This window comes from Streptomyces hundungensis, from assembly GCF_003627815.1.
Taxonomy (GTDB): Bacteria; Actinomycetota; Actinomycetes; order Streptomycetales; family Streptomycetaceae; genus Streptomyces; species Streptomyces hundungensis_A.
In genome coordinates, this window is the sequence record NZ_CP032698.1 from 5,049,283 (window position 1) to 5,072,541 (window position 23,259).

20 protein-coding genes are annotated in these 23,259 nt (G+C 70.5%); 8 read left to right on the forward strand and 12 right to left on the reverse strand.

Annotated features, from left to right (window positions below; translation table 11 throughout):
- Nucleotides 1-81 precede the first annotated feature (81 nt).
- Nucleotides 82-360 carry a hypothetical protein gene (locus DWB77_RS22465; RefSeq protein WP_120722961.1) on the reverse strand — a complete coding sequence of 93 codons (279 nt, stop codon included), beginning with the start codon at nucleotides 358-360 and terminating at the stop codon, nucleotides 82-84.
- A 171-nt stretch (nucleotides 361-531) separates the two neighbouring features.
- On the reverse strand, nucleotides 532-2,202 hold the full coding sequence (locus DWB77_RS22470; RefSeq protein WP_120722962.1) for a sodium:solute symporter family protein: 1,671 nt from the start codon (nucleotides 2,200-2,202) through the stop codon (nucleotides 532-534).
- A gap of 219 nt (nucleotides 2,203-2,421) precedes the next feature.
- On the opposite strand from DWB77_RS22470, the gene galT reads away from it, so the two are divergent.
- From galT to galK, 3 genes are read left to right on the forward strand one after another with little or no spacing between them, the layout of a single operon-like run.
- Entirely contained in the window at nucleotides 2,422-3,477 is a 1,056-nt protein-coding gene (gene galT, locus DWB77_RS22475; protein ID WP_120722963.1) for a galactose-1-phosphate uridylyltransferase, read from the forward strand.
- Nucleotides 3,474-4,442, forward strand: coding sequence for a UDP-glucose 4-epimerase GalE (galE, locus tag DWB77_RS22480; RefSeq protein WP_120722964.1), 969 nt, complete (start codon nucleotides 3,474-3,476; stop codon nucleotides 4,440-4,442). Before galT ends, galE begins: the two co-directional genes overlap by 4 nt.
- Nucleotides 4,435-5,580, forward strand: coding sequence for a galactokinase (galK, locus tag DWB77_RS22485; RefSeq protein WP_120722965.1), 1,146 nt, complete (start codon nucleotides 4,435-4,437; stop codon nucleotides 5,578-5,580). Before galE ends, galK begins: the two co-directional genes overlap by 8 nt.
- A gap of 451 nt (nucleotides 5,581-6,031) precedes the next feature.
- Here the strand turns inward: galK and DWB77_RS22490 are convergent, their stop codons facing one another.
- Nucleotides 6,032-6,475 (reverse strand): GNAT family N-acetyltransferase, encoded by a 444-nt coding sequence (locus DWB77_RS22490; protein WP_120728106.1) that lies wholly within the window; start codon nucleotides 6,473-6,475, stop codon nucleotides 6,032-6,034.
- A gap of 263 nt (nucleotides 6,476-6,738) precedes the next feature.
- Between DWB77_RS22490 and DWB77_RS22495 the strand changes: the two genes are divergently transcribed.
- Nucleotides 6,739-7,506, forward strand: a complete 768-nt coding sequence (locus tag DWB77_RS22495; protein ID WP_120722966.1) for a response regulator transcription factor — start codon at nucleotides 6,739-6,741, stop codon at nucleotides 7,504-7,506.
- Here the strand turns inward: DWB77_RS22495 and tamR are convergent.
- A complete protein-coding gene (tamR, locus tag DWB77_RS22500; RefSeq protein ID WP_053724556.1) occupies nucleotides 7,465-7,962 on the reverse strand; it encodes a MarR family transcriptional regulator TamR in 498 nt (165 codons plus the stop codon). The two genes, DWB77_RS22495 and tamR, sit on opposite strands and share 42 nt — an antisense overlap.
- Nucleotides 7,963-8,093: 131 nt before the next feature.
- On the opposite strand from tamR, the gene DWB77_RS22505 reads away from it, so the two are divergent.
- The gene (locus DWB77_RS22505; protein WP_120722967.1) at nucleotides 8,094-8,942 is read left to right on the forward strand and encodes a trans-aconitate 2-methyltransferase; all 849 of its coding nucleotides are present in this window, start codon (nucleotides 8,094-8,096) and stop codon (nucleotides 8,940-8,942) included.
- Nucleotides 8,943-9,043: 101 nt separating this feature from the next.
- Here DWB77_RS22505 and DWB77_RS22510 read toward each other — a convergent pair whose 3' ends face one another.
- From DWB77_RS22510 to DWB77_RS22520, 3 genes are all read right to left on the reverse strand, one after another.
- The gene (locus DWB77_RS22510) at nucleotides 9,044-10,783 is read right to left on the reverse strand and encodes an FG-GAP repeat domain-containing protein (RefSeq protein ID WP_246033610.1); all 1,740 of its coding nucleotides are present in this window, start codon (nucleotides 10,781-10,783) and stop codon (nucleotides 9,044-9,046) included.
- 258 nt (nucleotides 10,784-11,041) lie between these two features.
- On the reverse strand, nucleotides 11,042-11,761 hold the full coding sequence (locus DWB77_RS22515; RefSeq protein ID WP_246033905.1) for a TetR/AcrR family transcriptional regulator: 720 nt from the start codon (nucleotides 11,759-11,761) through the stop codon (nucleotides 11,042-11,044).
- Complete coding sequence (locus tag DWB77_RS22520; protein ID WP_120722969.1) at nucleotides 11,761-12,756, reverse strand: acyl-CoA desaturase; 996 nt, start codon at nucleotides 12,754-12,756, stop codon at nucleotides 11,761-11,763. The genes DWB77_RS22515 and DWB77_RS22520 overlap by 1 nt, the downstream gene beginning before the upstream one ends.
- 255 nt (nucleotides 12,757-13,011) lie before the next feature.
- Here DWB77_RS22520 and ppc point away from each other — a divergent pair, with 255 nt between their 5' ends.
- Complete coding sequence (ppc, locus tag DWB77_RS22525; RefSeq protein WP_120722970.1) at nucleotides 13,012-15,741, forward strand: phosphoenolpyruvate carboxylase; 2,730 nt, start codon at nucleotides 13,012-13,014, stop codon at nucleotides 15,739-15,741.
- Between the two features lie 388 nt (nucleotides 15,742-16,129).
- On the opposite strand, the gene DWB77_RS22530 is transcribed toward ppc, so the two are convergent.
- The 3 genes from DWB77_RS22530 to DWB77_RS22540 all read right to left on the reverse strand — a co-directional run bounded on the left by DWB77_RS22530 (nucleotide 16,130) and on the right by DWB77_RS22540 (nucleotide 18,038).
- Nucleotides 16,130-16,597, reverse strand: a complete 468-nt coding sequence (locus DWB77_RS22530) for a hypothetical protein (protein WP_120722971.1) — start codon at nucleotides 16,595-16,597, stop codon at nucleotides 16,130-16,132.
- Between the two features lie 111 nt (nucleotides 16,598-16,708).
- Nucleotides 16,709-17,302 (reverse strand): aminoacyl-tRNA hydrolase, encoded by a 594-nt coding sequence (pth, locus tag DWB77_RS22535; protein ID WP_120722972.1) that lies wholly within the window; start codon nucleotides 17,300-17,302, stop codon nucleotides 16,709-16,711.
- A gap of 148 nt (nucleotides 17,303-17,450) precedes the next feature.
- Complete coding sequence (locus DWB77_RS22540) at nucleotides 17,451-18,038, reverse strand: 50S ribosomal protein L25/general stress protein Ctc (RefSeq protein WP_120722973.1); 588 nt, start codon at nucleotides 18,036-18,038, stop codon at nucleotides 17,451-17,453.
- Between the two features lie 460 nt (nucleotides 18,039-18,498).
- Here DWB77_RS22540 and DWB77_RS22545 point away from each other — a divergent pair, with 460 nt between their 5' ends.
- A complete protein-coding gene (locus tag DWB77_RS22545; protein ID WP_120722974.1) occupies nucleotides 18,499-19,449 on the forward strand; it encodes a LysR family transcriptional regulator in 951 nt (316 codons plus the stop codon).
- Nucleotides 19,446-20,333, forward strand: coding sequence for a serine hydrolase (locus DWB77_RS22550; protein WP_120722975.1), 888 nt, complete (start codon nucleotides 19,446-19,448; stop codon nucleotides 20,331-20,333). The genes DWB77_RS22545 and DWB77_RS22550 overlap by 4 nt, the downstream gene beginning before the upstream one ends.
- A gap of 363 nt (nucleotides 20,334-20,696) precedes the next feature.
- Here the strand turns inward: DWB77_RS22550 and DWB77_RS22555 are convergent, their stop codons facing one another.
- A complete protein-coding gene (locus DWB77_RS22555) occupies nucleotides 20,697-21,671 on the reverse strand; it encodes a ribose-phosphate diphosphokinase (RefSeq protein WP_114039280.1) in 975 nt (324 codons plus the stop codon).
- A gap of 117 nt (nucleotides 21,672-21,788) precedes the next feature.
- Nucleotides 21,789-23,237, reverse strand: a complete 1,449-nt coding sequence (gene glmU, locus DWB77_RS22560; protein ID WP_120722976.1) for a bifunctional UDP-N-acetylglucosamine diphosphorylase/glucosamine-1-phosphate N-acetyltransferase GlmU — start codon at nucleotides 23,235-23,237, stop codon at nucleotides 21,789-21,791.
- Nucleotides 23,238-23,259 lie beyond the last annotated feature (22 nt).

Genomic DNA, 23,259 nt, shown 5'->3' on the forward strand with positions numbered 1-23,259 from the left:
GGTGCGGGCACGGTCCGCACACGAACGGGGGGTTGGGGGCGCGGGGAACTGCGCAAAAGCGGGTCGCGCTGGCGCGGGGGGCTAAGGCGCCTCCGGCGCATCCGGCGGAGCCAGGGGGCGGAGTTTTAGCCAGGTCAGGAAGACGAGGCCCAGGACCAGCATCCCCACCCCCGTCCAGAGGTTGATGTTCACCCCCTGCGCCTTCTTCAGATCCGCGTCGGAGACGAACACCCCCGCCCCGCCGACAATCACCCCGTACAGGGTGAAGAGCCCACCAATGATCCGGCGGATATCGAAGAGCCGCGCCGCCGACGCGGACTTGCGCTCCAACTCGGAGACTTCACGGTGCAGTTCGGACATGTCAGGACCTCGGGATCGAAACGGGCATCGGAGCAGGCATCGGAGCAGGCATCGGAGCAGGCATCGGAGCGGGGGTCGGAACGGCCATCGAAACGGGCATCGAAACGGGCATCAGGGCGAGCCCTGGGACCGGCGTCAGGGCGGGCCCTGGGGCCGGCGTCAGGGCGGGCATCAGAACGAGTAGGGGACGTAGCACAGCGCGGCCAGCGCGATCGCGCCCCAGCCGAGCAGGGCAGGGCTCCGGTACCAGGCGCTGTCGCCCTCGGCCGGCGGCTCCTCGACGCCGGGCGACTTCGTGCCGTAGACCAGACCCGCCAGCTCCGCCGCCGGCTTGGGCGCCGTGAAGAGGGTGACGGCCACCATGACCACCGCGCCCGCCACGAATCCGACGATCGCGGAGACGAAGTTGGCGCCCTGGTCGGTGGGGATCGAGACGACGCCCTGCTTGTAGATCCAGAAGTAGTTGACCATCGCGGCCGTGGTCCCCGCGAACAGGCCCCACACCCCGGACTTCACCGAGGCCCGCTTCCAGAACATGCCGATCACGAACACCACGAACATGGGGACGTTGAAGAAGGAGAACAGGGTCTGGAGGTAACCCATGATGTTGGAGAAGGAGGAGGCGATGAAGGCCGTACCGATCGAGGCGAGTACACCGATCGCGGTGATCAGGCGCCCGAACCGCAGGTAGTAGGCGTCCGGCCGGTCCTTCTTCACGTACTTGGCCCAGATGTCGTACGTGAAGACGGTGTTGAAGGACGACACGTTGGCCGCCATGCCCGCCATGAACGCGGCGAGGAGTCCGGTCACCGCGATGCCGAGCACACCGTTGGGCAGCAGGTCCTGCATCAGGAGCGGGATCGCGTCGTTGTAGGTCAGGTCCGAGCCCGCGGTGCCGATCTTGGGGACCAGGACCGCCGCGACCAGGCCCGGGATCATCACCAGGAACACGATGAACATCTTCGGGAACGCGGCGATGAGCGGGGTCCGCCGGGCCGCGCTGAGGTTCTTGGCGGACAGCGCGCGCTGCACCTCGGCGAAGTTGGTCGTCCAGTAGCCGAAGGACAGCACGAAGCCGAGTCCGAGGACGATGGTCAGCCAGTTCGCGCCCAGCGGGTTGGCCTGGCCGATGCCGGTGCCGCCCCACGCGGAGAGGAAGTTGTCACCGTGGGCGGCCTTCAGGGAGCCGGTCAGGCCGTCCCAGCCGCCGACCCGCTTGAGGCCGAGGATGGTCAGGGGTATGAGCGCGGCCAGGATCACGAAGAACTGGAGCACCTCGTTGTAGATCGCCGAGGAGAGTCCGCCGATCGTGATGTAGGCGAGCACGAAAAGACCGGCGACCACGATCGCCACCCACTGCGGCCAGCCGAGCAGCGCCTCCACGACGATCGACAGGGCGTAGAGGTTGACGCCCGCGATCAGCACCGCGGCGAACGCGAACAGGGCCGAGGCGAGCAGGTGCGCGGACTTGTCGAAGCGCTGGAGCAGGAACTCGGGGACGGAGCGGACCTTCGAGCCGTAGTAGAAGGGCATCATCACGAGCCCCAGGAACACCATCGCGGGGATCGCGCCGATCCAGTACCAGTGCACCACCGCGACGCCGTACTGGGCGCTCGTCGCGGACATGCCCAGGATCTCGGTGGCGCCGAGGTTGGCCGCGACGAAGGCGAGCCCGGTCACCCAGGCCGGCAGGGAGCGGCCCGACAGGAAGAAGTCGAGGCTGGTCTTCACGCTGGCGCGGGCGGCGAAGCCGATGCCCAGGACGACGATGAAGTAGATCGCCAGGATGGTGTAGTCGAGCCCGTTGGTGGGGAGCCGGAGCCCCGCGGCCAGATATTGCATGCGTACCCGCTTCGTCGCGCTTACTGATCCGAACGGGAACCTACGCCTCCGTCGTCAGAAACTGAACAGTTTTGATGCGATTGTTTGTTGGATTGTGATCGAGTGAAGGTTGGACTGGCCGCACTTCGGACTCGTAGGCAAACGCTTGCGTGGCTGTTGACGATCGCTGTTGGCTTGTGGTTTGTTGTGTGCGGTTCTGTTGGATGGTGGAGGTTGCAGGTGAAGAAGACGTCGACCCGGCTCGCCGACGGCCGTGAGCTGCTCTACTACGACGCGCGGGACGACCTCGTACGGGACGAGAGCGACCGCCGTCCGCTCGACCCGGTGTCCACCGCGTCCGAACTGCGCCACGACCCCCTGCTCGGCGACACCGTGGTCGTCGCCTCGCACCGCCAGGGCCGCACCTATCTGCCGCCCGCCGACGCCTGCCCGCTGTGCCCCTCGCGCCCGGACCGCGACAGCGAGATCCCGGCCGCCGACTACGACGTCGTCGTCTTCGAGAACCGCTTCCCCTCGCTCGCGGGCGACTCCGGCCGCTGCGAGGTCGTCTGCTTCACCCCCGACCACGACGCGTCCTTCGCCGACCTCACCGAGGAACAGGCCGCCCTCGTCCTGGAGGCCTGGACCGACCGCACCGCCGAACTCGCCGAACTCCCGCAGGTGCAGCAGGTGTTCTGCTTCGAGAACCGGGGCGCCGAGATCGGCGTCACCCTCGGCCACCCGCACGGCCAGATCTACGGCTACCCCTTCACCACCCCCCGCACCGCCCTCATGCTCCGCTCGCTCGCCGAGCACCGGGCCCGCACCGGCGGCCGCAACCTCTTCGACGACGTGGTCGAGCGGGAGCTCACCGAACGCACCCGGGTCGTGCTCGAAGGCGAGCACTGGGTGGCGTTCGTGCCGTACGCGGCGCACTGGCCGTACGAGGTCCATCTGCACCCCAAGCGGCGCGTCCCGGACCTGCGGGCGCTGGACGAGGGCGCGCGCACAGAGTTCCCACAGATCTATCTGGAACTCTTGAGGCGCTTCGACCGGATCTTCGGACCCGACGAGCCGCCCACCCCCTACATCTCCGCCTGGCACCAGGCGCCGTTCCGGGGCGAAGGAGCCGTCGACCGCGCGGAGTTCGGGCTCCATCTCGAGCTTTTCACCATCCGACGCACCTCCGGCAAGCTGAAGTACCTCGCGGGTTCCGAGTCCGGCATGAACGTGTTCATCAACGACGTGCCGCCGGAGGCCGCGGCCGAGCGACTGCGAGAGGTGGCCAGCAAGTGAGCAAGTATCTGGTGACGGGCGGTGCGGGCTACGTCGGCAGCGTGGTCGCGGCCCGGCTCGTCGAGGCCGGCCACACGGTGACCGTCGTGGACGACCTCTCCACCGGCTTCCGCGAGGCCGTCCCGGCCGGGGCCGCGTTCATCGAGGGCCGCGTCCAGGACGCGGCGAAATGGCTGGACGCCACCTATGACGCGGTCCTCCACTTCGCGGCGTACTCCCAGGTCGGCGAGTCGGTCACGGTCCCGGAGAAGTACTGGGCGAACAACGTCGGCGGCACCATGGCGCTGCTCGCCGCGATGCGGGACGCGGGGGTGGGCCGGCTGGTCTTCTCCTCCACGGCGGCCACCTACGGCGAACCCGTCTCGACCCCGGTCACCGAGACCGACCCCACGGCCCCGACCAGCCCCTACGGCGCCTCCAAGCTGGCCGTGGACCACATGATCGCGGGGGAGTGCGCGGCGCACGGCCTCGCCGCGGTGTCCCTGCGCTACTTCAACGTGGCCGGCGCCCACGGCAGCTGCGGCGAACGCCACGACCCCGAATCCCACCTCATCCCCCTCGTCCTCCAAGTCGCCCTCGGCAAACGGGACTTCATCTCCGTCTACGGCGACGACTACCCCACCCCCGACGGCACCTGTGTCCGGGACTACATCCATGTCGCGGACCTCGCCGAGGCGCACCTGCTGGCGCTCACGGCCGCCACGGCGGGCGAACACCTCGTGTGCAACCTCGGCAACGGCAACGGGTTCTCGGTCCGTGAGGTCATCGAGACCGTCCGCAAGGTGACCGGCCACGAGATCCCCGAGGTCGTCACGGGCCGCCGCGCCGGGGACCCGGCGATCCTGGTCGCCTCCGCCGCACGCGCCCACGAACGCCTGGGCTGGCGGCCCGCGCGCGCCGACCTCGCCGACATCGTCGCGGACGCCTGGGCGTTCGCACGGCGGACGGAGCGAGCCGGTGAGTGAAGTGGCCTCGACTTTCCGGGAGTTGTACGGGTACGAGCCGGACGGGGTGTGGGCCGCGCCCGGCCGGGTCAACCTCATCGGCGAGTACACCGACTTCAACGAGGGCTTCGTCATGCCGCTCGCCCTGCCGCACACGGCGGTGGCGGCGGTGTCCCGACGCGTCGACGGCGTCCTCAGGATCCACTCGGCCGACGTCGCGGGCCCCGTGGTGGAGCTGCGCACCGACGAGCTGACGCCGCGGTCCGGCGGGGGCTGGGCGGCCTACCCGGCGGGCGTGGTGTGGGCCCTGCGGGAGGCGGGCCACCCGGTGACGGGCGCCGACATCCACCTCGCCTCGACGGTGCCGACGGGCGCGGGCCTCTCCTCCTCGGCGGCCCTGGAAGTGGTGACCGCGCTCGCCCTGCGCGACCTGTACGAACTCCCGCTCACGCGTGCGGAGTTGGCGTCCCTGGCCCAGCGCGCCGAGAACGCGTTCGTCGGGGTGCCGTGCGGGATCATGGACCAGACGGCGTCGGCGTGCTGCACCGAGGGCCACGTCCTGCACCTGGACGCGCGTGACCTGACCCAACGTCAGATCCCTTTCGACCTGCCCGCGCACGGGCTGCGGCTCCTGGTCGTCGACACCCGCGTGCAGCACGCGCTGGGGGACGGCGCGTACGCCGAGCGGCGCGCCGGTTGTGAACGGGGTGCGCGGGAGCTGGGTGTACGTACCCTGCGCGAACTCCCCGCCGCACGACTCCCCGAGGCGCTGAACGAGCTCTCCGACGCGACCGTACGGGGCTATGTGCGGCACGTGGTGAGCGACAACGCACGCGTGACGCGGGTGACGGAGCTGCTGGCGGCGGGCGAGGTCCGGGCGGTCGGACCCGTCCTGACCGAGGGCCACGCCTCGCTCCGCGACGACCTGCGGGTGTCCTGCGCGGAGCTCGACCTCGTGGTCGATACGGCGGTGGGAGCGGGGGCGCTTGGGGCGCGGATGACGGGTGGGGGGTTTGGGGGGTCGGCGATCGTGCTGGTGGAGGAGTCCGCGCGGGGGGTCGTCTCGAAGGCCCTGGACTCGGCCTTCGCATCGGCGTCGCTGGCGCCCCCCAGACTCTTCGAAGCAACCCCCTCAACAGGCGCCCACCGCCTCTCCTGACCCCCCAACCCCCTCGGTTCGCGCGAACCGTGCCCGCGTCTTGCGCAGTTCCCCGAGCCCCTAACCCCCTTTCGTCCGCGGGCCGCGGGTGGCTGGTCGCGCAGTTCCCCGCGCCCCTAAACCCCCTTGACCCTGCGGACCGTGCTCGCTTCTCGCGCAGTTCCCCGCGCCCCTAAAAGCCCCGGTCACGTGCGGGCCGTGGTCGCTTCTCGCGCAGTTCCCCGCGCCCCTTAAATGCTCGGCGCTGGGCAGCACTTTCAGCCTGTCCGGCGATTGAGGACGAGCGCCCTTAAGGCGCGAACGGGGTCTGGGGCGGAGCCCCAGGGGCCGGAACCGTCCAACCCCGCTGAATGGGTGGGTGGGTGGGCAAAGGGGCTCGGGGTCTGGGGCGGAGCCCCAGGGGCCGCACCCTTCAACGCGCTGCACGGGTGGGTGGGTAAGCGCCCCGGGGCTAGGGGAGGCGCTTGGTCAGGGTGTATTCCGTTACGCCCGGGGGGTAGTCCGGGACCACCCCGACCACCTCGTAACCCCGCCCGCGGTAAAACCCCGGCGCCTGAAAGTCCCACGTCTCGACCCGCGCATACCCACACCCCCGCTCGGAGCGAGCCAACTCCTCGGCCCGGCCAAGGAGTTGCGTACCGAGTCCGGCAGACCGTACCCCCGGGTCGATCCACAGGAGGTCGACGTGGAGCCACCCCGCCCAGGTGCGCCCCACCAGGCCCCCCGCCAAAAGCCCCTCCTCGTTCAACCCCCAGACGTGCAGCGGAACTTCCTTCGACGACGCCGTCCCGCGCAACGCACGCAGCACCTCCGAGCGCTCGGCGTTGCTGTCCCGCAGCCGTCGCTGGAGCCGCACCTGCCGGCCCTTGTCCACTTCCGTTTCCAAACGAAACATGGAACCCACCCTAAACATGTGCGCACGCCACGTAGCCGGGCGGTTTCCATCAGTTCTGCAAAGTGCCTTCCGCACACCGCTCGCCGCCCTACGCTGATGCACAGCACCGGTGGGGGCCGGTGTTGATCAGGGGGCGAGACAGTCGGGTACGTCGCCCGGGGGCGGGGTAGGACTGCGGGCACGGCGGCGGCCGTGCGACCGCGGTGGCCCCGACTCCGGGCGCGTACCCGCACCGCACCGTCCCCCGACCCTGGGGGTGTCACGTGGTACGTATCCGAGTTCTCGTGGTCGACGACCACCGCATCTTCGCCGAGTCGCTCGCCGCGGCCCTGGCGGCGGAGCCCGACGTGGACGTCGCCGCGGCCGGCAGCGGCCCCGCGGCGCTGCGCTGTCTGGAGCGGGGCGCGGCGGAGAACCGCCGCTTCGATGTGATGCTGGTCGACGCCGACCTCGGCGCATCGGCCGCGGTCCCGGTGGCCCGCGCGGTGCCGGAGGGCGGCGGCGCGGAGGGTCTGGTGGACGGCATCTCCCTGGTGGCGGGCGTGCGTTCGGGCCAGCCCGCGGTGCGTACCGTCGTGCTGGCCGAGAAGGACGACCCGCGCCGGGCCGCCCTCGCCCTCCAGGCCGGCGCCTGCGGCTGGGTCGCCAAGGACTGCTCGCTGCAACGGCTGCTCGCCGTCATCCGGGGCGTACTGCGCGAGGAGACGCATCTGCCGCCCGCGCTGCTCACCGGCGTACTGCGGGAGCTGACGGCCGCGCGCAAGCACCGCACCGAGTCCGAGCGGCTCGTCGAGTCGCTCACCCCGCGCGAACGCGAGGTGTTGCGCTGCATGGTGGCCGGGCTCGGCCGCAAGGCGGTCGCCGAGCGCCTGTTCCTGTCCCCGCACACGGTGCGTACCCATATGCAGAACGTGCTGGGCAAACTGGGCGTGCACTCCACGCTCGCCGCCGTCGCACTGGCCCGCCGGGCGGGCGTCGGCCCGGTGGACCTAGCCGGGGATGTTGTCGAACGGGGCGGTCAACTGGCGTAGCAGCGCCGCCAGTTCGCCCCGCTGGTTGCGGCTGAGCTCGCCGAGGATGGCCCGTTCCTGTTCGAGGAGGCCCGCGAGCGCCTGGTCGGCGCGGTCGCGCCCTTCCGGGGTGAGCCGCACCAGCACCCCGCGCCGGTCGCTGGGGTCGGGCAGCCGCTCGACCAGGCCCTTCTTGGCGAGCCGGTCGATCCGGTTGGTCATGGTGCCCGAGGTGACCAGCGTCTGCGTCAACAATTGGCCGGGAGAGAGCTGGTAAGGGGCGCCCGCGCGCCGCAGCGAGGTCAGCACGTCGAACTCCCAGGGCTCCAGGCTGTGCTCCGCGAACGCGAGCCTGCGGGCCCGGTCGAGGTGGCGGGCCAGCCTGCTGACCCGGCTGAGCACCTCGAGTGGTTCCACGTCGAGGTCCGGGCGCTCTCGGCGCCATGCTGCGACCAGTCGGTCGACCTCGTCCTCCATGACGATCAGTGTAAAGGGTCCCTCGACGTGAAGTCTCTTGACGTCAAGATATATATCGAGCCACCATTGGGCAGGGAGGGGCCGGGACCCTGTTCCGCTTCGCCCAGCCGTACCTGCAAGGGGGCTCGAACATGCATTCCGATTCGTCGTCGACCACACCGCCCGGTCCACCGGTCTGGGACCCACAGCAGTATTTGCGCCACGCGGGCCACCGCACCCGCCCCTTCCTCGACCTGCTCACCCGCATACCCGACCTGCCCACGACCGGCGGCCTCTCACCCCGGATCGCCGACCTCGGCTGCGGCCCCGGCAACGTCACCGTCCGTCTCGCCGACCGCTGGCCCGACGCCCGCATCACCGGCTTCGACCTCTCGCCGCAGATGCTCGCCCAGGCCGACAAGGACTACGCCGGCACCACCGCGGGCGGCGGCTGGCTCGACTTCCAGGTCGCCGACGCCGCGCACTGGACACCCGGCGAACCCTTCGACCTGATCGTCTCCAACGCGGCCCTGCAATGGGTCCCCAACCACCCCGAGTCGTTCCCCGCCTGGATCGACGGGCTCACCCCCGGCGGCACCCTCGCCTTCCAGGTCCCCGGCAACTTCACCTCGCCCAGCCATGCGATCCTGGCCGACCTCTGCGCGTCGCCGCGCTGGCGCGGACGCCTCGGCGACCACGGCCGTCGCTATGTCCACATCCTGGACACCGCCGACTACCTCACCCGCCTCGCCGACCTCGGCTGCGAGACCGATGCCTGGGAAACCGTCTACTGCCAGCTGCTCACCGGCCCCGACCCGGTCCTCGACTGGGTGAAGGGCACCGCCCTGCGCCCCGTGCTCACCGCCCTCGACGGCGACCACGAGGCGATCGACGCCCTGCTCGCCGAATACCGCGACCGCCTGCGCGAGGCCTACCCGCCCGGCCCGCACGGCACCGTCTTCCCCTTCCGCCGCATCTTCGCGGTGGCCAGGAAGAAGTAGCGGACGACGGCGGCGTCCGCCGGCGCGACCGGCCGGACACACGGCAGCGCCCTGCCCCCTCGCGTGGAGGGGACAGGGCGCCCGGTGCCGCTGGGTTCGGCCTAGTAGATGCCGTACTGGTACAGGTTCCAGCCGTAGCCGATCTTCACCCGGCCCTTGAAGCCGCCGGAACCGTTGGCGTCGTAGCGCCACAGGTCGCCCGCCGAGTCCACCGCGACGATGTCGGAACGGCCGTCGCCGGTCAGGTCGCCGGAGACCGCGATCTTGCTCGCGCCGTACATGTTCCAGCCGGTGCCGATCTTGACCCGGCCCTTGAACGGAACCTTCGCGTTGCCGGTGCCGGCGTACAGGTAGAGCTCGCCGCCGGGCGTACGGGCCAGCAGGTCGGGCAGGCCGTCGCCGTTGACGTCCCCGGCGCCGAAGAGCTTGTCGTAGATGTTCCAGCCGCCGCCCACGTCGATGCGCGAATAGACGCCGGTGCCCTGGCCGTTGCCCGGATACAGGTACAGGTGGCCGTTGCCGCCCTGGCGGGTGATCAGGTCGCCGTTGCCCTCACCGGTCAGGTCGCCCACACCGATGACGGTGTTGTAGATGCCCCAACCGCTGCCGATGCGGTTCCCGTTGACGACCAAATCGCCGTTGGAGGTGACCTCGAGAATGCTGGCCCAGCGCTCGGAGGTGACGAGCGAGGAGGGGTTGGAGACGTAGTGCGCCCCGGCCCAGCCGCCCTTGGTGCCGCGGACGGGCGCCGACAGATAGCCGTCGCCCAGCCCCCAGTACGAGGACAGCGTGCCCGCGCCGTCGATCCCGAACAGGTCGTTCTTGCCGTACGTCACATTGCCGCCGGCGGTGAAGAACTGGGCGCTGCGCCAGCCCGTGCCGAGCGCGCTGCGGGCCCCCTGGTGGCCGTCGGCCTGGGAGGGGTAGAACCAGAGCTTGCCCGTGAGGTCGCGGCCCACCAGGTCGCCGAGGCCGTCGTTGTTCTGGTCGTCGACGGCGATGATCTGGTTGTACATGTCCCAGCCGGTGCCGGTCTTCACGCCCGGGTTCAGTGGGTTGGCGGCCTGGCCGGTGCCGGCGTAGAAGTACAGCTCGCCGTTGGGCCGGCGGCCGTAGACGTCGCCCAGGCCGTCGCCGTTGACGTCGCTCGCGCCGACGACCTGGTCGAACATGTCCCAGCCGGTGCCGAACTTGTGGCCCGCCGAGAAGGGGGCCGCGAGGTCGCCGGTGCCCGCGTACAGGTAGAGCTCGCCGGCGGGGGTGCGGGCCAGCAGGTCGTTCTTGCCGTCGCCGGTGACGTCGCCGGCGGAGAAGACCTTGTTGAACATGTTCCAGCCGGTGCCCGACCAGCTGCCGTAGCCGATACCGCCGGTGGTGACGTCGGCGTGCAGGGTCAGGACGCCGCCGGGCGAAAGGTCCAGGACCTCGGGAGCGGCGCCGCCGCCCAGGTCACCGGGGAGGATCAGGTCCTTGTAGGCCCCGAGGTTGCCGGTGAGCTCCGGGTTGGTCTGGGTGCTCCCGTCTTCCAGGTAGAGCTTGTCGTCGGGCTCGCGCACGAGCAGGTCGCTGAACCCGTCGCCGCTCACATCGAAACGGGGCTTCGGCGCGTGCGGGCCGGCCACGGCCACGGCGGCCGAACGCCGGGCCTTGTTCTGCGCGGTGGGTGCGGGCGCCTCGTGAGGCAGGGTGGCGGACGGGGACTCGGCGGACTTCGGCGCCTTCACGACGGCGTGCGGCCCTGTCGGGGTGGCGTCGGCCGAGGCCGGGCCGGCGAGCAGCATGCCCGCCGACAGGACGAGGGCGGTGCAGGCCGCGAGGCGGCTCGCGCGCTGGGTGCGCACAGAGGACAAAATTCCCCCCATGGGAATAAGCGGTTAGACCCGGGGAGAATGGGTTCGCTCGCTTTACGTCGTCGCACGGGCACGCGGGAAGCCGCAGTGCACACACCGTGGGGGCACGAAAGGCGGCCACGGGTGGGGGCATACGAGAAAAGGCGAAAATCCCCCCGGGATAGTGCGTGAAGACTACCGCCGATTCTTGTGCGGTTGAAGTGAAAATCGAGACTGGTCTCGACCAGTTCTGTCCCCGGGGGGCGCCGGTCACCTTTTGCGGTGTCCTATGAGGCGTGGTTTCGCCTCAAGACCGTCCAAACCGTGCCAGGCCAGATTGACCAGGTGCGCCGCGACTTCCGCCTTCTCGGGCTTGCGCTCGTCCAGCCACCACTGCCCCGTCAGCGCCACCATGCCGACCAGCGCCTGCGCGTACAGCGGAGCCAGCTTGGCGTCGAAACCGCGAGCCTTGAACTCAAGGCCCAGAATGTCCTCGACCTGGGTGGCGATGTCGGAGATCAACGAGGCGAAGGTGCCGGTCGACTGGGCCACCGGGGAATCGCGCACCAGAATGCGGAATCCGTCCGTATACGTCTCGATGTAATCGAGCAGCGCGAATGCGGCCTGCTCCAGGAGCTCCCGGGGGTGGCCCGCGGTCAGCGCGCCCGTCACCCCGTCGAGCAGCGAGCGCATTTCGCGGTCCACGACGACCGCGTACAGCCCTTCCTTGCCGCCGAAGTGCTCATAGACCACCGGCTTGGAGACGCCGGCCTTGGCCGCGATCTCCTCGACCGAGGTGCCCTCGAAGCCCTTCTCCGCGAAGAGCGTGCGACCGATGTCCAGCAACTGCTCCCGGCGCTCGGCCCCGGTCATCCGGGTCCTGCGGGTGCGCCGGGGCTTGTCGGCGGAACCGGGGACCCCGGCGGAGCGGGGAGAACCAGTGGTGCTGGTGGTACGGGTGGTGCTGGAGTCGGTCGCCACGTCCTCCATCATGCCGCCTCGGCGGCCTTCTCCTTGCGCCGGGACCGGCCGCCCTCATTCCGCTTGGAGTCGATACGGGCCGCACTCGGCCAGCGCACGTCGTACGCCAGACCCAGCTGCTCGCACCAGCGGATGATCCGGGCACTGGAGTCGATCTGCCCCCGCATCACCCCGTGCCGGGCCGACGTCGGGTCCGCGTGGTGCAGGTTGTGCCACGACTCACCGCACGACAGCACCGCCAGCCACCACACGTTGCCGCTGCGGTCACGCGACTTGAAGGGGCGCTTGCCCACGGCGTGACAGATCGAGTTGATCGACCACGTCACATGGTGCAACAGCGCCACCCGCACCAGGGAGCCCCAGAAGAACGCCGTGAACGCGCCCCACCACGACATCGTCACCAAACCCCCCACCAGCGGAGGGATCGCGAGCGACAGGATCGTCCAGTACACGAAGTCACGCGAGATGCGGCGGATCGCCGGGTCGTCGAGGAGATCCGGAGCGTACTTCTCCTGCGACGTCTGCTCCTCGTCGAACATCCAGGCGATGTGCGCCCACCACAGGCCCTTCATCAGCGCGGGCAGCGTCTCGCCGAAACGCCACGGCGAATGCGGGTCGCCCTCCGCGTCCGAGAACTTGTGGTGCTTGCGGTGGTCGGCCACCCAGCGCACCAGCGGCCCCTCCACCGCCATCGAACCCGCCACCGCCAGCGCGATCCGCAGCGGGCGCTTCGCCTTGAACGAGCCGTGCGTGAAGTACCGGTGGAAACCGATCGTGATGCCGTGACAGCCCAGGTAGTACATGAAGACCAGAAGGCCCAGATCCAGCCAGCTCACCCCCCAGCCCCAGGCCAGCGGCACCGCCGCGAGGAGCGCCACGAAGGGAACCGTGATGAACAGCAGCAGGGCGAGCTGTTCGATGGAGCGTTTGTTCTCGCCACCCAGCGTGGCGGACGGCACGGGAGGCTCGTCCGGCGACTTGAGCAGATCGGGACTGGTGGTCATGGGTAACACCCCCGGAGCGGATCGGGACTGGTGGTCATGGGGAGTACCCCCGGCAGGGTGAGGAAAACGAGCGGGAACGCCTGGCTACGGATGCGTAACCTACGGCAACGTAAGTATGGCAGTGCCGAGGCGCGGGACAAGAGCCCGTGACGGCGGGGCGGAAGGGGACACCTATCCTGTGTCTCGTCGGACAGCGCGGTCCGCAAGCCTCCAGAACCCTCCAGACGTGCTCAAACACTGCAAGGAGCCGCACCTGTGAGCAGTGCCGACCAGACCCCCGCCGCCAGCAACGAGCTGCGCGCCGACATCCGCCGACTGGGTGACCTCCTGGGCGAGACCCTCGTCCGACAGGAGGGCCCCGAGCTCCTGGAGCTCGTCGAGCGCGTCCGCGCGCTGACCCGCAGCGACGGCGAAGCCGCCGCCGACCTCCTCGGCGGCACCGAAGTCGAGACCGCCGCCAAGCTGGTGCGCGCGTTCTCCACCTACTTCCACCTCGCGAACGTGGCCGAACAGGTCCACCGCGGCCGTGAGCTGCGCGCCCACCGCGCCGCCGAGGGCAGCCTCCTCGCCCGCACCGCCGACATGCTCAAGGACGGCGACCCCGAGCACGTCCGCGAAAGCGTCAAGAACCTCAACGTGCGGCCGGTCTTCACCGCGCACCCCACCGAGGCCGCCCGCCGCTCCGTCCTCAACAAGCTGCGCCGCATCGCCGAACTCCTGGAAACCCCGGTCATCGACTCCGACCGGCGCCGCCACGACCTGCGCCTGGCCGAGAACATCGACCTGATCTGGCAGACCGACGAGCTGCGCGTCGTACGCCCCGAACCGGCCGACGAAGCCCGCAACGCCATCTACTACCTCGACGAGCTGCACGCCGGCGCCGTCGGCGACGTCCTGGAGGACCTCGCCGCCGAGCTGGAGCGCGTCGGCGTCGAACTGCCGCCCGGCACCCGCCCGTTGACGTTCGGCACCTGGATCGGCGGCGACCGCGACGGCAACCCCAACGTGACCCCCAAGGTCACCTGGGACGTGCTGATCCTCCAGCACGAACACGGCATCAACGACGCGCTCGAAACGATCGACTTCCTGCGCGGGCTGCTCTCCAACTCCATCCGCTACGCCGGCGCCACCCAGGAGCTGCTCGACTCGCTCCAGGCCGACCTCGAAGCGCTCCCCGAGATCAGCCCCCGCTACAAGCGCCTCAACGCCGAAGAGCCCTACCGGCTCAAGGCCACCGCGATCCGCCAGAAGCTCGTCCACACCAAGGACCGGCTCGCCAACGGCACCGCCCACCAGCCGGGCCGCGACTACCTCGGCACCGCCGACCTCATCGCCGACCTCACCCTCATCCAGACCTCGCTGCGCGCACACCGCGGCGCCCTGTTCGCCGACGGCCGCATGGACCGCACGATCCGCACCCTCGCGGCATTCGGCCTCCAGCTCGCCACCATGGACGTACGCGAACACGCCGACGCCCACCACCACGCGCTCGGCCAGCTCTTCGACCGGCTCGGCGAGGAGTCCTGGCGCTACGCCGACATGCCGCGCGACTACCGCCAGAAGCTCCTCGCCAAGGAACTCCGCTCGCGCCGCCCCCTCGCCCCCACCCCCGCGCCCCTGGACGCGGCCGGCGAGAAGACCCTCGGCGTGTTCGGCACCATCAAGGAAGCCTTCGAACGGTTCGGGCCCGAGGTCATCGAGTCGTACATCATCTCCATGTGCCAGGGCGCCGACGACGTGTTCGCCGCCGCCGTCCTCGCCCGCGAGGCCGGCCTCGTCGACCTGCACGCCGGCTGGGCCAAGATCGGCATCGTGCCGCTCCTGGAAACCACCGACGAGCTGCGCGCCGCCGACGTCATCCTCGACGAGATGCTCGCCGACCCCTCCTACCGGCGCCTGGTCTCGCTCCGCGGCGACGTCCAGGAAGTCATGCTCGGCTACTCGGACTCCTCCAAGTTCGGCGGCATCACCACCTCCCAGTGGGAGATCCACCGCGCCCAGCGCCGACTGCGTGACGTCGCGCACCGGTACGGGGTACGGCTGCGGCTCTTCCACGGCCGCGGCGGCACCGTCGGGCGCGGCGGCGGCCCCTCGCACGACGCGATCCTCGCCCAGCCCTGGGGCACCCTCGAAGGCGAGATCAAGGTCACCGAGCAGGGCGAGGTCATCTCCGACAAGTACCTCATCCCGTCCCTGGCCAGGGAGAACCTGGAGCTGACCGTCGCGGCCACCCTCCAGGCCTCCGCCCTGCACACCGCGCCCCGCCAGTCCGACGAGGCGCTCGCCCGCTGGGACGCGGCGATGGACACGGTGTCCGACGCGGCGCACTCCGCCTACCGGCGGCTGGTGGAGGACCCGGACCTGCCGGCGTACTTCTTCGCCTCCACGCCCGTCGACCAGCTCGCCGAGCTGCACCTGGGCTCGCGGCCCTCGCGCCGGCCCGACTCCGGGGCCGGGCTCGACGGCCTGCGCGCCATCCCGTGGGTGTTCGGCTGGACCCAGTCCCGGCAGATCGTGCCCGGCTGGTTCGGCGTCGGCTCCGGGCTCAAGGCGCTGCGCGAGGCCGGCCTGGACGCGGTGCTCGACGAGATGAGCGAGCAGTGGCACTTCTTCCGCAACTTCCTCTCCAACGTGGAGATGACGCTCGCCAAGACGGACCTGCGGATCGCGCGGCACTACGTCGACACGCTCGTCCCCGACGAGCTGAAGCACGTCTTCGCGACGATCGAGGCGGAGCACGAGCTGACCGTGCGGGAGGTTCTGCGGATCACCGGCCGTGACGAACTGCTCGGCGCCAGCCCGGTGTTGCAGCAGACCTTCGCGATCCGGGACGCCTACCTGGACCCGATCTCCTACCTCCAGGTGGCGTTGCTCGCCCGTCAGCGGGCGGCGGCGGACCGGGGCGAGGCGCCGGATCCGCTGTTGTCGCGGGCGCTGCTGCTTACGGTCAACGGGGTGGCGGCGGGCCTACGCAACACGGGCTGACCCCCAGGGCGGGGCCCTCCGGGGCTCCGCCCCAGACCCCTTATCGCGCCTTGAGGGCGCTCGTCCTCAATCGCCGGACGGGCTGGGGTGCGGGCCAGCGCCGCGTAGTTAGGGGCGCGGGGAACTGCGCGAGACGCGGGCACGGTCCGCAGCCGAAAGCGGGGTTCCCTGGGGCTCCGCCCCAGACCCCGTTCGCGCCTCAAGGGCGCTCGTCCTCAATCGCCGGACGGGCTGGGGTGCGGGCCAGCGCCGAGTGGTTAGGGGGCGCGGGGAACTGCGCGAGAAGGGGGCACGGTCCGCAGATCCAAGGGCTTTTAGGGGCGCGGGGAACTGCGCGACCAGCCCCGCACGGTCTGCGGACGAGGGAACTTCGACGGGGTTCGCGGGGCTACAGGGCGATGAACGCCGAGGCCATCGCCGTCGCCCCCAGCACCCCCGCCACCCAAGCCGTACGCGGCATCCGCAAACCCCCCGCGACCACCAACGACGCCAGAAGCAGCGCCCCGGCCAGCGGAAGCCAGGCGTACAGGAACCCCGCCACCCCGCTCCGTACCGCCTCGTCCGTGCCGGGCTTGAGGACCACCGGCAGGTGGTCACCCCGGCGGGCCGCCACCGACTCCGCGATCGTCACGTGGGCATGCGGCGCCGAACCCGGCCGCGGCACATAGCCACCCGTACACACGTCGTCCGCGCAGCCCGTCACCGTCAGCGTCCCGTGGTCCCGGCCCTTCGCCAGCACCACGTGCTGGGCCGTGCCCCACGACGACCAGAACCCGGCGACCACGAGCAGCGCGGCGACCAGCGCCGACGCGGCCCGCAGCCCGAACAGCAGGAAGGTACGGCTCCGCTTCGTCATGGGGCGCGATCCTGACGGCAATGACCGCGAACGGTCAAACCCGCGCCGCAATCCACCCACGCCGCGATGTCCCCCGAGACACCCCCACGCACCCCACCCGCCCGCCCCCCCTCACGAGTTGTACGTGGACTGCGCCCGCTCCAACCCCTCGATCACCAGCGCCTCGACCGCATCCGCCGCCCGGTCCACGAAGTAACCCAGCTCCTTGCGCTCCGTCGAGGAGAAGTCCTTCAGGACGAAGTCCGCCACCTGCATCCGGCCCGGCGGCCGGCCGATCCCGAACCGCACCCGGTGGTAGTCCGCGCCCAGCGACTTGGTGATGGACTTCAGACCGTTGTGCCCGTTGTCCCCACCGCCCAGCTTCAGCCGCAGCACCCCGTAATCGATGTCCAACTCGTCATGAATCGCAACGATGTTGGCGAGGGGCACCTTGTAGAAGTCCCGCAGCGCCGTCACCGGACCGCCCGACAGGTTCATGTACGACATCGGCTTGGCGAGCACCACCCGGCGGTTCAGCGGGCCCGGCGGGCCGATCCGGCCCTCCACGACCTGCGCCCGCGCCTTGTGCGCCTTGAACCGGCCGCCGATCCGCTCGGCCAGCAGGTCGGCGACCATGAACCCGACGTTGTGCCGGTTCGCGGTGTATTCCGGGCCCGGATTGCCCAGGCCCACGATCAGCCAGGGTGCGTTGGCGTCGGTCGTCATGGGGGCTGCGTCTCCTCGCTCACGTCCACAGGAAAACTTACGTACACGGAAAACTCGCGTACACAGGAAAACGGGGCGGCGGGCCAAGTGTGGCCCGCCGCCCCGTCGAAGTCCGTGCCCGGCACGGATCTCAGGCAGAGCGCACGGCTCAGGCCTCGGCGCCCTCGCCGGCCTCGGCGTCGGCGGCCGGCTCCTCGGCCTGCGCCGAGAGGATCTGGATGACGACGGCCTCGGGGTCGGTGGCCAGGGTGGTGCCGGCCGGCAGCTCGATGTCCTTGGCGTGGATCGCCGCGCCGGCCTCCAGGCCCTCGATGGACACGGTGACGGAGGTCGGGATGTGGGTGGCCTCGGTCTCGACGGAGAGCGTGTTCAGCACGTTCTCGACGAGGAAGCTGCCCGGGGCCAGGTCGCCCTCGGTCTCGACCGCGACCTCGACCGTGACCTTCTCGCCCTTCTTGACGAGCAGCAGGTCGACGTGGACCAGGTAGCCCTTGATGGCGTCACGCTGGACGGCCTTCGGGATCGCGAGCTCGGTCTTGCCGTCGATGTCCAGGGACAGCAGCACGTTCGCGGTACGCAGCGCGAGCAGCAGGTCGTGGCCCGGAAGGGTGACGTGGACCGGCTCGGTGCCGTGACCGTAGATGACGCCGGGAACCTTGTTCTCACGGCGGATGCTGCGGGCGGCGCCCTTGCCGAAGCTGGTACGGACCTCAGCGGCGAGCTTGACCTCGGACATGTGCACTCCTCGTAAAAGTGATCCAGAAACGGTGGTCACCCGGCCACGACTGGCCTGCTACGAAGAGCGCGTCGATAACGGACCGCCGTACCTCAGGTACGGCCTCCCTCGCCGAGCAACTGCACCAGACTACCCGCCCGCTCCCCGACCGCCCAATTGGATCAATGAGGGTGCCCGCGGTCGCGGTTGGTCGCGGTTGGTGGACGTCGACGGTCGCGGTCGGCGGGTGCCCACGTCGCGGTCCGTGGGTGGCCCCGGTCACGGGCTGTGGACGTCGCCGGTCGCGGTTCGGCGGGTGCCCACGTCACGGCCCGTGGGTGCCGCCGGTCGCGGCCGGTGGACGTCGACGGTCGTGGTCTGCGGGTGCCCACGCCACGGTCCGTGGGCGCCGCCAGTCACGGTCCCTGGGCGCCGCCGGTTATCGGAACGCGCCATAGCCGTTCGCCTATCCTTGCCGCTCATGGACCTGCTGCTGCACCTCAGGTACTTCCGCGCCGTCGCCGAGGAACAGCACTTCGGCCGCGCCGCCGAGCGCCTGCGTGTCGCCCAGCCCTCCCTCTCCCAGCGCATCCAGCGCCTCGAACGCGAACTCGGCGTCCGCCTCCTGGACCGTGGCCGGGCCGGCGCCACCCTCACCCCCGCCGGCCGCCTCGTCCTCGCCGAGACCGACGCCCTCCTCGACGCCGCCGACCGGCTCCGCACCCTCGTCACACGCGTCCAGGGCGGCGCCGCCGGCACCCTACGCGCCGCCGTACCGCCCCAACTCGGCGGCGCCACCATCGCCGCCCTCCTCACCGCCTACCGCGAACGCAGCCCCGGCGGCCACCTCGACCTGCGCGAACTGACCACCGCCGACCTCACCGCCGAACTCGCCGCGGGCACCCTCGACGCCGGGATCGTCCGCCACCCCTGCCCCGCCACCGGCCTCGGCTTCGGCCCCCAGCTCCACCAGCCCCTCGGCGCCCTCCTCGCCGACCACGACCCGCTCGCCCAGCACACCGAAGTCGACGTCCCCGACCTCGACGGCCGCGAACTCGTGCTGTTCCCGCGCCCCACCGCCCCCGCCCTGCACGACGAAACCCTCACCGCCTGCGCCCGCCACGGCTGCACCCCCAGCGCCGTACGCGAAGTCGCCGGGCTCGAATTCACCCGCGCACTCCTGCTGTCCGGCACCGACGTGGTCGCCCTCCTGCCCCGGCCCACCCCCGAACCCGGCACCACCTGGCGGCTCCTGCGCGGCAACCCCCTCACCTGGCGCACCTCCACCGCCTGGCCCGCCGGACGCGACGGCCCCGCCGTCCGCCTCTTCACCGAAGCCGCCCACGACGTCCTGCGCGAACACGCCGGGCTCCTCCCCACCGCCACCCCGCGGCGCCTGTTCCCCCGCCCCGCATCGGAGTTCCCGCTGTGAACAGCCCCGTACGCAGCCGCATCACCGCCGCCTTCACCGACGCCGGCCTCAGCGGAGCCCTCTGCGCCACCGACATCGACCACGGCACCACCGTCACCCTGGCCGCCGACACCCCCGTATCGACTGCCAGCGTCCACAAGCTGTGCCTCGTCGCCACCCTCTACCGCGAAGCCGCCGCCGGCCGCCTCGACCCCACCACCCCCGTCGACATCCCCGCCGCCGCCCGCGCCCCCGGCCCCACCGGACTCGCCGTCATGCGCGACGCGGCCCGACTGTCCCTGCGCGACCTCGCCTCCCTCGCCATCGCCGTCAGCGACAACGCCGCCGCCGACATCCTCTGGGACCACCTCGGCCTCGACACCGTCAACGCCACCATGGCCGCCCTCGGGCTGCCCCGTACCATCGCCGTCCACAACCAGGCCGGCCTCTACGCCACGATGGTCGACGACACCGGCTCCGGCGGGCCCGCCGCCCTCGTCGACCCCGCCGCCGTCGCCCGCCTCACCGTCCTGGACCCCCACCGCACCAACCGGTCCACCCCGCGCGAGATCACCGCGCTGCTCACCGCGATCTGGCGCGACGACCTCTGCCCGCCGCCCTGGGCCGAGGAGTTGCGCGCGGTCCTCGGCGTTCAGGCCTGGAGTCACCGGCTGGCCTCCGGCTTTCCCTTCGACGACGTACGCGTCAGCGGGAAGACCGGCACCCTGCCCACTCAGCGCCACGAGGCGGGTGTCGTCGAATACCCCGATGGCGGGCGGTACGCCGTCGCCGTCTTCACCCGCGCCGCCTCCACGGCCGTTACGTTGCCTGCGGCGGACGCCGCCATTGGCCGTGCGGCCCGCATTGCCGTCGATGCGCTCAGGGCCCGGCGCGGCGGGCCCTGACCCAGCCGCCCTCTGCCCGGCGCGAGCACGCTTTGCGCCGTTCCTCGCGCCCCTGGGGCCGCTGTCGACCCCGGGCCGTGGGTGGCTGGTCGCGCAGTTCCCCGCGCCCCCAAAACCCCCGGTCACGTGCGGGCCGTGGTCGCTTCTCGCGCAGTTCCTCGCGCCCCTGAAAACCCGTTTTCGTCTGCGGGCTGTGCGTGGCTGGTCGCGCAGTTCCCCGCGCCCCTGAAAACCCGTTCTGTCCGCGGGCCGTGCGTGGCTGGTCGCGCCGTTCCTCGCGTCGCTGGAGCCCTCGGGAGGGCGTAGGTAGCGAGAAGGGCCGCGTCCACTCTGGACGCGGCCCCAACTCGTAACGACCCTTGGCTAGTTCTCCTCGAAGAGGCTCGTTACCGAACCGTCCTCGAACACCTCGCGCACCGCGCGCGCGATCGACGGGGCGATCGAGAGCACCGTGATCTTGTCGAGCTCCAGGTCGGACGGGTCCGGCAGCGTGTTCGTGAACACGAACTCGCTCACCTTGGAGTTCTTCAGACGGTCCGCGGCCGGACCCGACAGGATGCCGTGCGTGGCCGTCACGATGACGTCCTCCGCACCGTGCGCGAACAGCGCGTCCGCGGCGGCGCAGATCGTGCCACCCGTGTCGATCATGTCGTCCACCAGGACGCAGACGCGGCCCTTCACGTCACCGACGACCTCGTGCACCGTCACCGTGTTGGCGACGTCCTTGTCACGGCGCTTGTGCACGATCGCCAGCGGCGCGTCCAGACGGTCGCACCAGCGGTCGGCGACCCGCACCCGGCCCGCGTCGGGGGAGACGATCGTCAGCTTCGAGCGGTCGACCTTCGCGCCCACGTAGTCCGCGAGGACCGGCAGCGCCGTCAGATGGTCCACCGGGCCGTCGAAGAAGCCCTGGATCTGGTCGGTGTGCAGGTCCACCGTGAGGATGCGGTCCGCGCCCGCCGTCTTCAGGAGGTCGGCCACCAGGCGGGCCGAGATCGGCTCGCGGCCCTTGTGCTTCTTGTCCTGACGGGCATAGCCGTAGGACGGAATGATCACGGTGATGGATCGCGCCGACGCCCGCTTCAGGGCGTCGATCATGATCAACTGCTCCATGATCCACTTGTTGATCGGAGCCGTGTGGCTCTGGATCAGGAAGCAGTCCGCACCTCGCGCCGACTCCTGGAAACGAACGTAGATCTCACCGTTCGCGAAGTCGAAGGCCTTCGTCGGCACGAGGCCCACACCCAACTGGTGCGCAACCTCCTCGGCCAGCTCGGGGTGGGCGCGGCCGGAGAAGAGCATCAGCTTCTTCTCGCCGGTCGTCTTGATCCCGGTCACAGCACAGTCTCCTCAGACGTGTTCGATGCCGCTGCACCCGCGCGGTCCCTCTCGCAGCGAGCCAGCCGAATGTGTGCACCTATCACGGTACGCCGTGAAAGACGCACCGGAATCCGGTCAGTTCTCCCCAGCCGGACGCTCGGCCGCAGCCTGAGCGGCCTGCGCGGCAGCACTACCCGGACGCTTGCGCTCCACCCAACCCTCGATATTCCGCTGCTGGCCACGGGCCACGGCCAACGAACCGGGCGGCACATCCTTCGTGATCACCGAACCCGCGGCGGTGTACGCACCGTCCCCCACTGTGACGGGAGCAACAAACATGTTGTCCGAACCCGTCCTGCAATGTGAGCCGATCGTCGTGTGGTGCTTGGCCTCACCGTCGTAGTTCACGAACACACTGGCCGCGCCGATGTTCGAGAACTCCCCGATCGTCGCGTCCCCCACATACGACAGATGCGGAACCTTCGACCCATCACCGATCGTCGCGTTCTTCGTCTCCACATACGTGCCGACCTTGGCCTTCACACCAAGACGCGTACCCGGCCGCAGATAGGCGTACGGACCGACCGTCGCACCCTCACCCACCTGCGAGTCGTACGACACCGTGTTGTCGACCCGAGCGCCCCGACCCACCACCGTGTTCGTCAGCCGCGCGTTGGGACCCACCTCCGCACCCGAAGCCACATGCGTCGCACCCAGCAACTGCGTACCCGGAAGCACCACCGCGTCCTGCTCGAACGTCACCTGCACATCGACGAACGTCGTGGCCGGATCCACCACCGTCACACCCGCCAACATCGCCCGCTCCAGCAGACGGTCGTTCAACAACCGCCGCGCCTCGGCCAACTGCACCCGGTTGTTGATCCCCAGGATCTCCCGGAAGTCCCCCGCCAACGACGCACCGACCCGATGCCCCGCCTCACGCAGAATCCCCAACACATCCGTCAGGTACTCCTCGCCCTGACTGTTGTCGGTACGCACCTTGCCCAACGCATCCGCCAAAAGCGCCCCGTCGAACGCGAACACACCCGAGTTGATCTCACGGATCGCGCGCTGCGCGTCGGTGGCGTCCTTGTGCTCGACGATCGCGGTGACCGCGCCGGAGACGTCGTCGCGCACGATGCGGCCGTACCCGGTGGAGTCGGCGATCTCGGCGGTCAGCACGGTGACCGCGTTGCGGTCCGACTCGTGCGTACGGGTCAGCTCCGCCAGCGTGGCGCCGGTCAGCAGCGGGGTGTCACCACAGACCACCACGACCGTGCCCTCGATGGACTGGCCCAGCTCCTCCAGCGCCATCCGCACCGCGTGCCCGGTGCCGTTCTGCTCGTACTGCACCGCGGTGCGCACCTCGGCGTCGATCGCACCCAGGTGGGCGGAGACCTGCTCGCGGGCGTGGCCCACGACCACGACGAGGTGCTCGGGGTCCAGCTCGCGGGCGGCCGCCACGACATGGCCGACGAGCGAGCGCCCGCAGATCTCGTGCAGAACCTTGGGAGTGGCCGACTTCATGCGGGTGCCCTCACCCGCGGCGAGGACGACGACGGCGGCCGGGCGGGTTGCGCTCACGGAGGTGCCCTTCGGCTTCGGG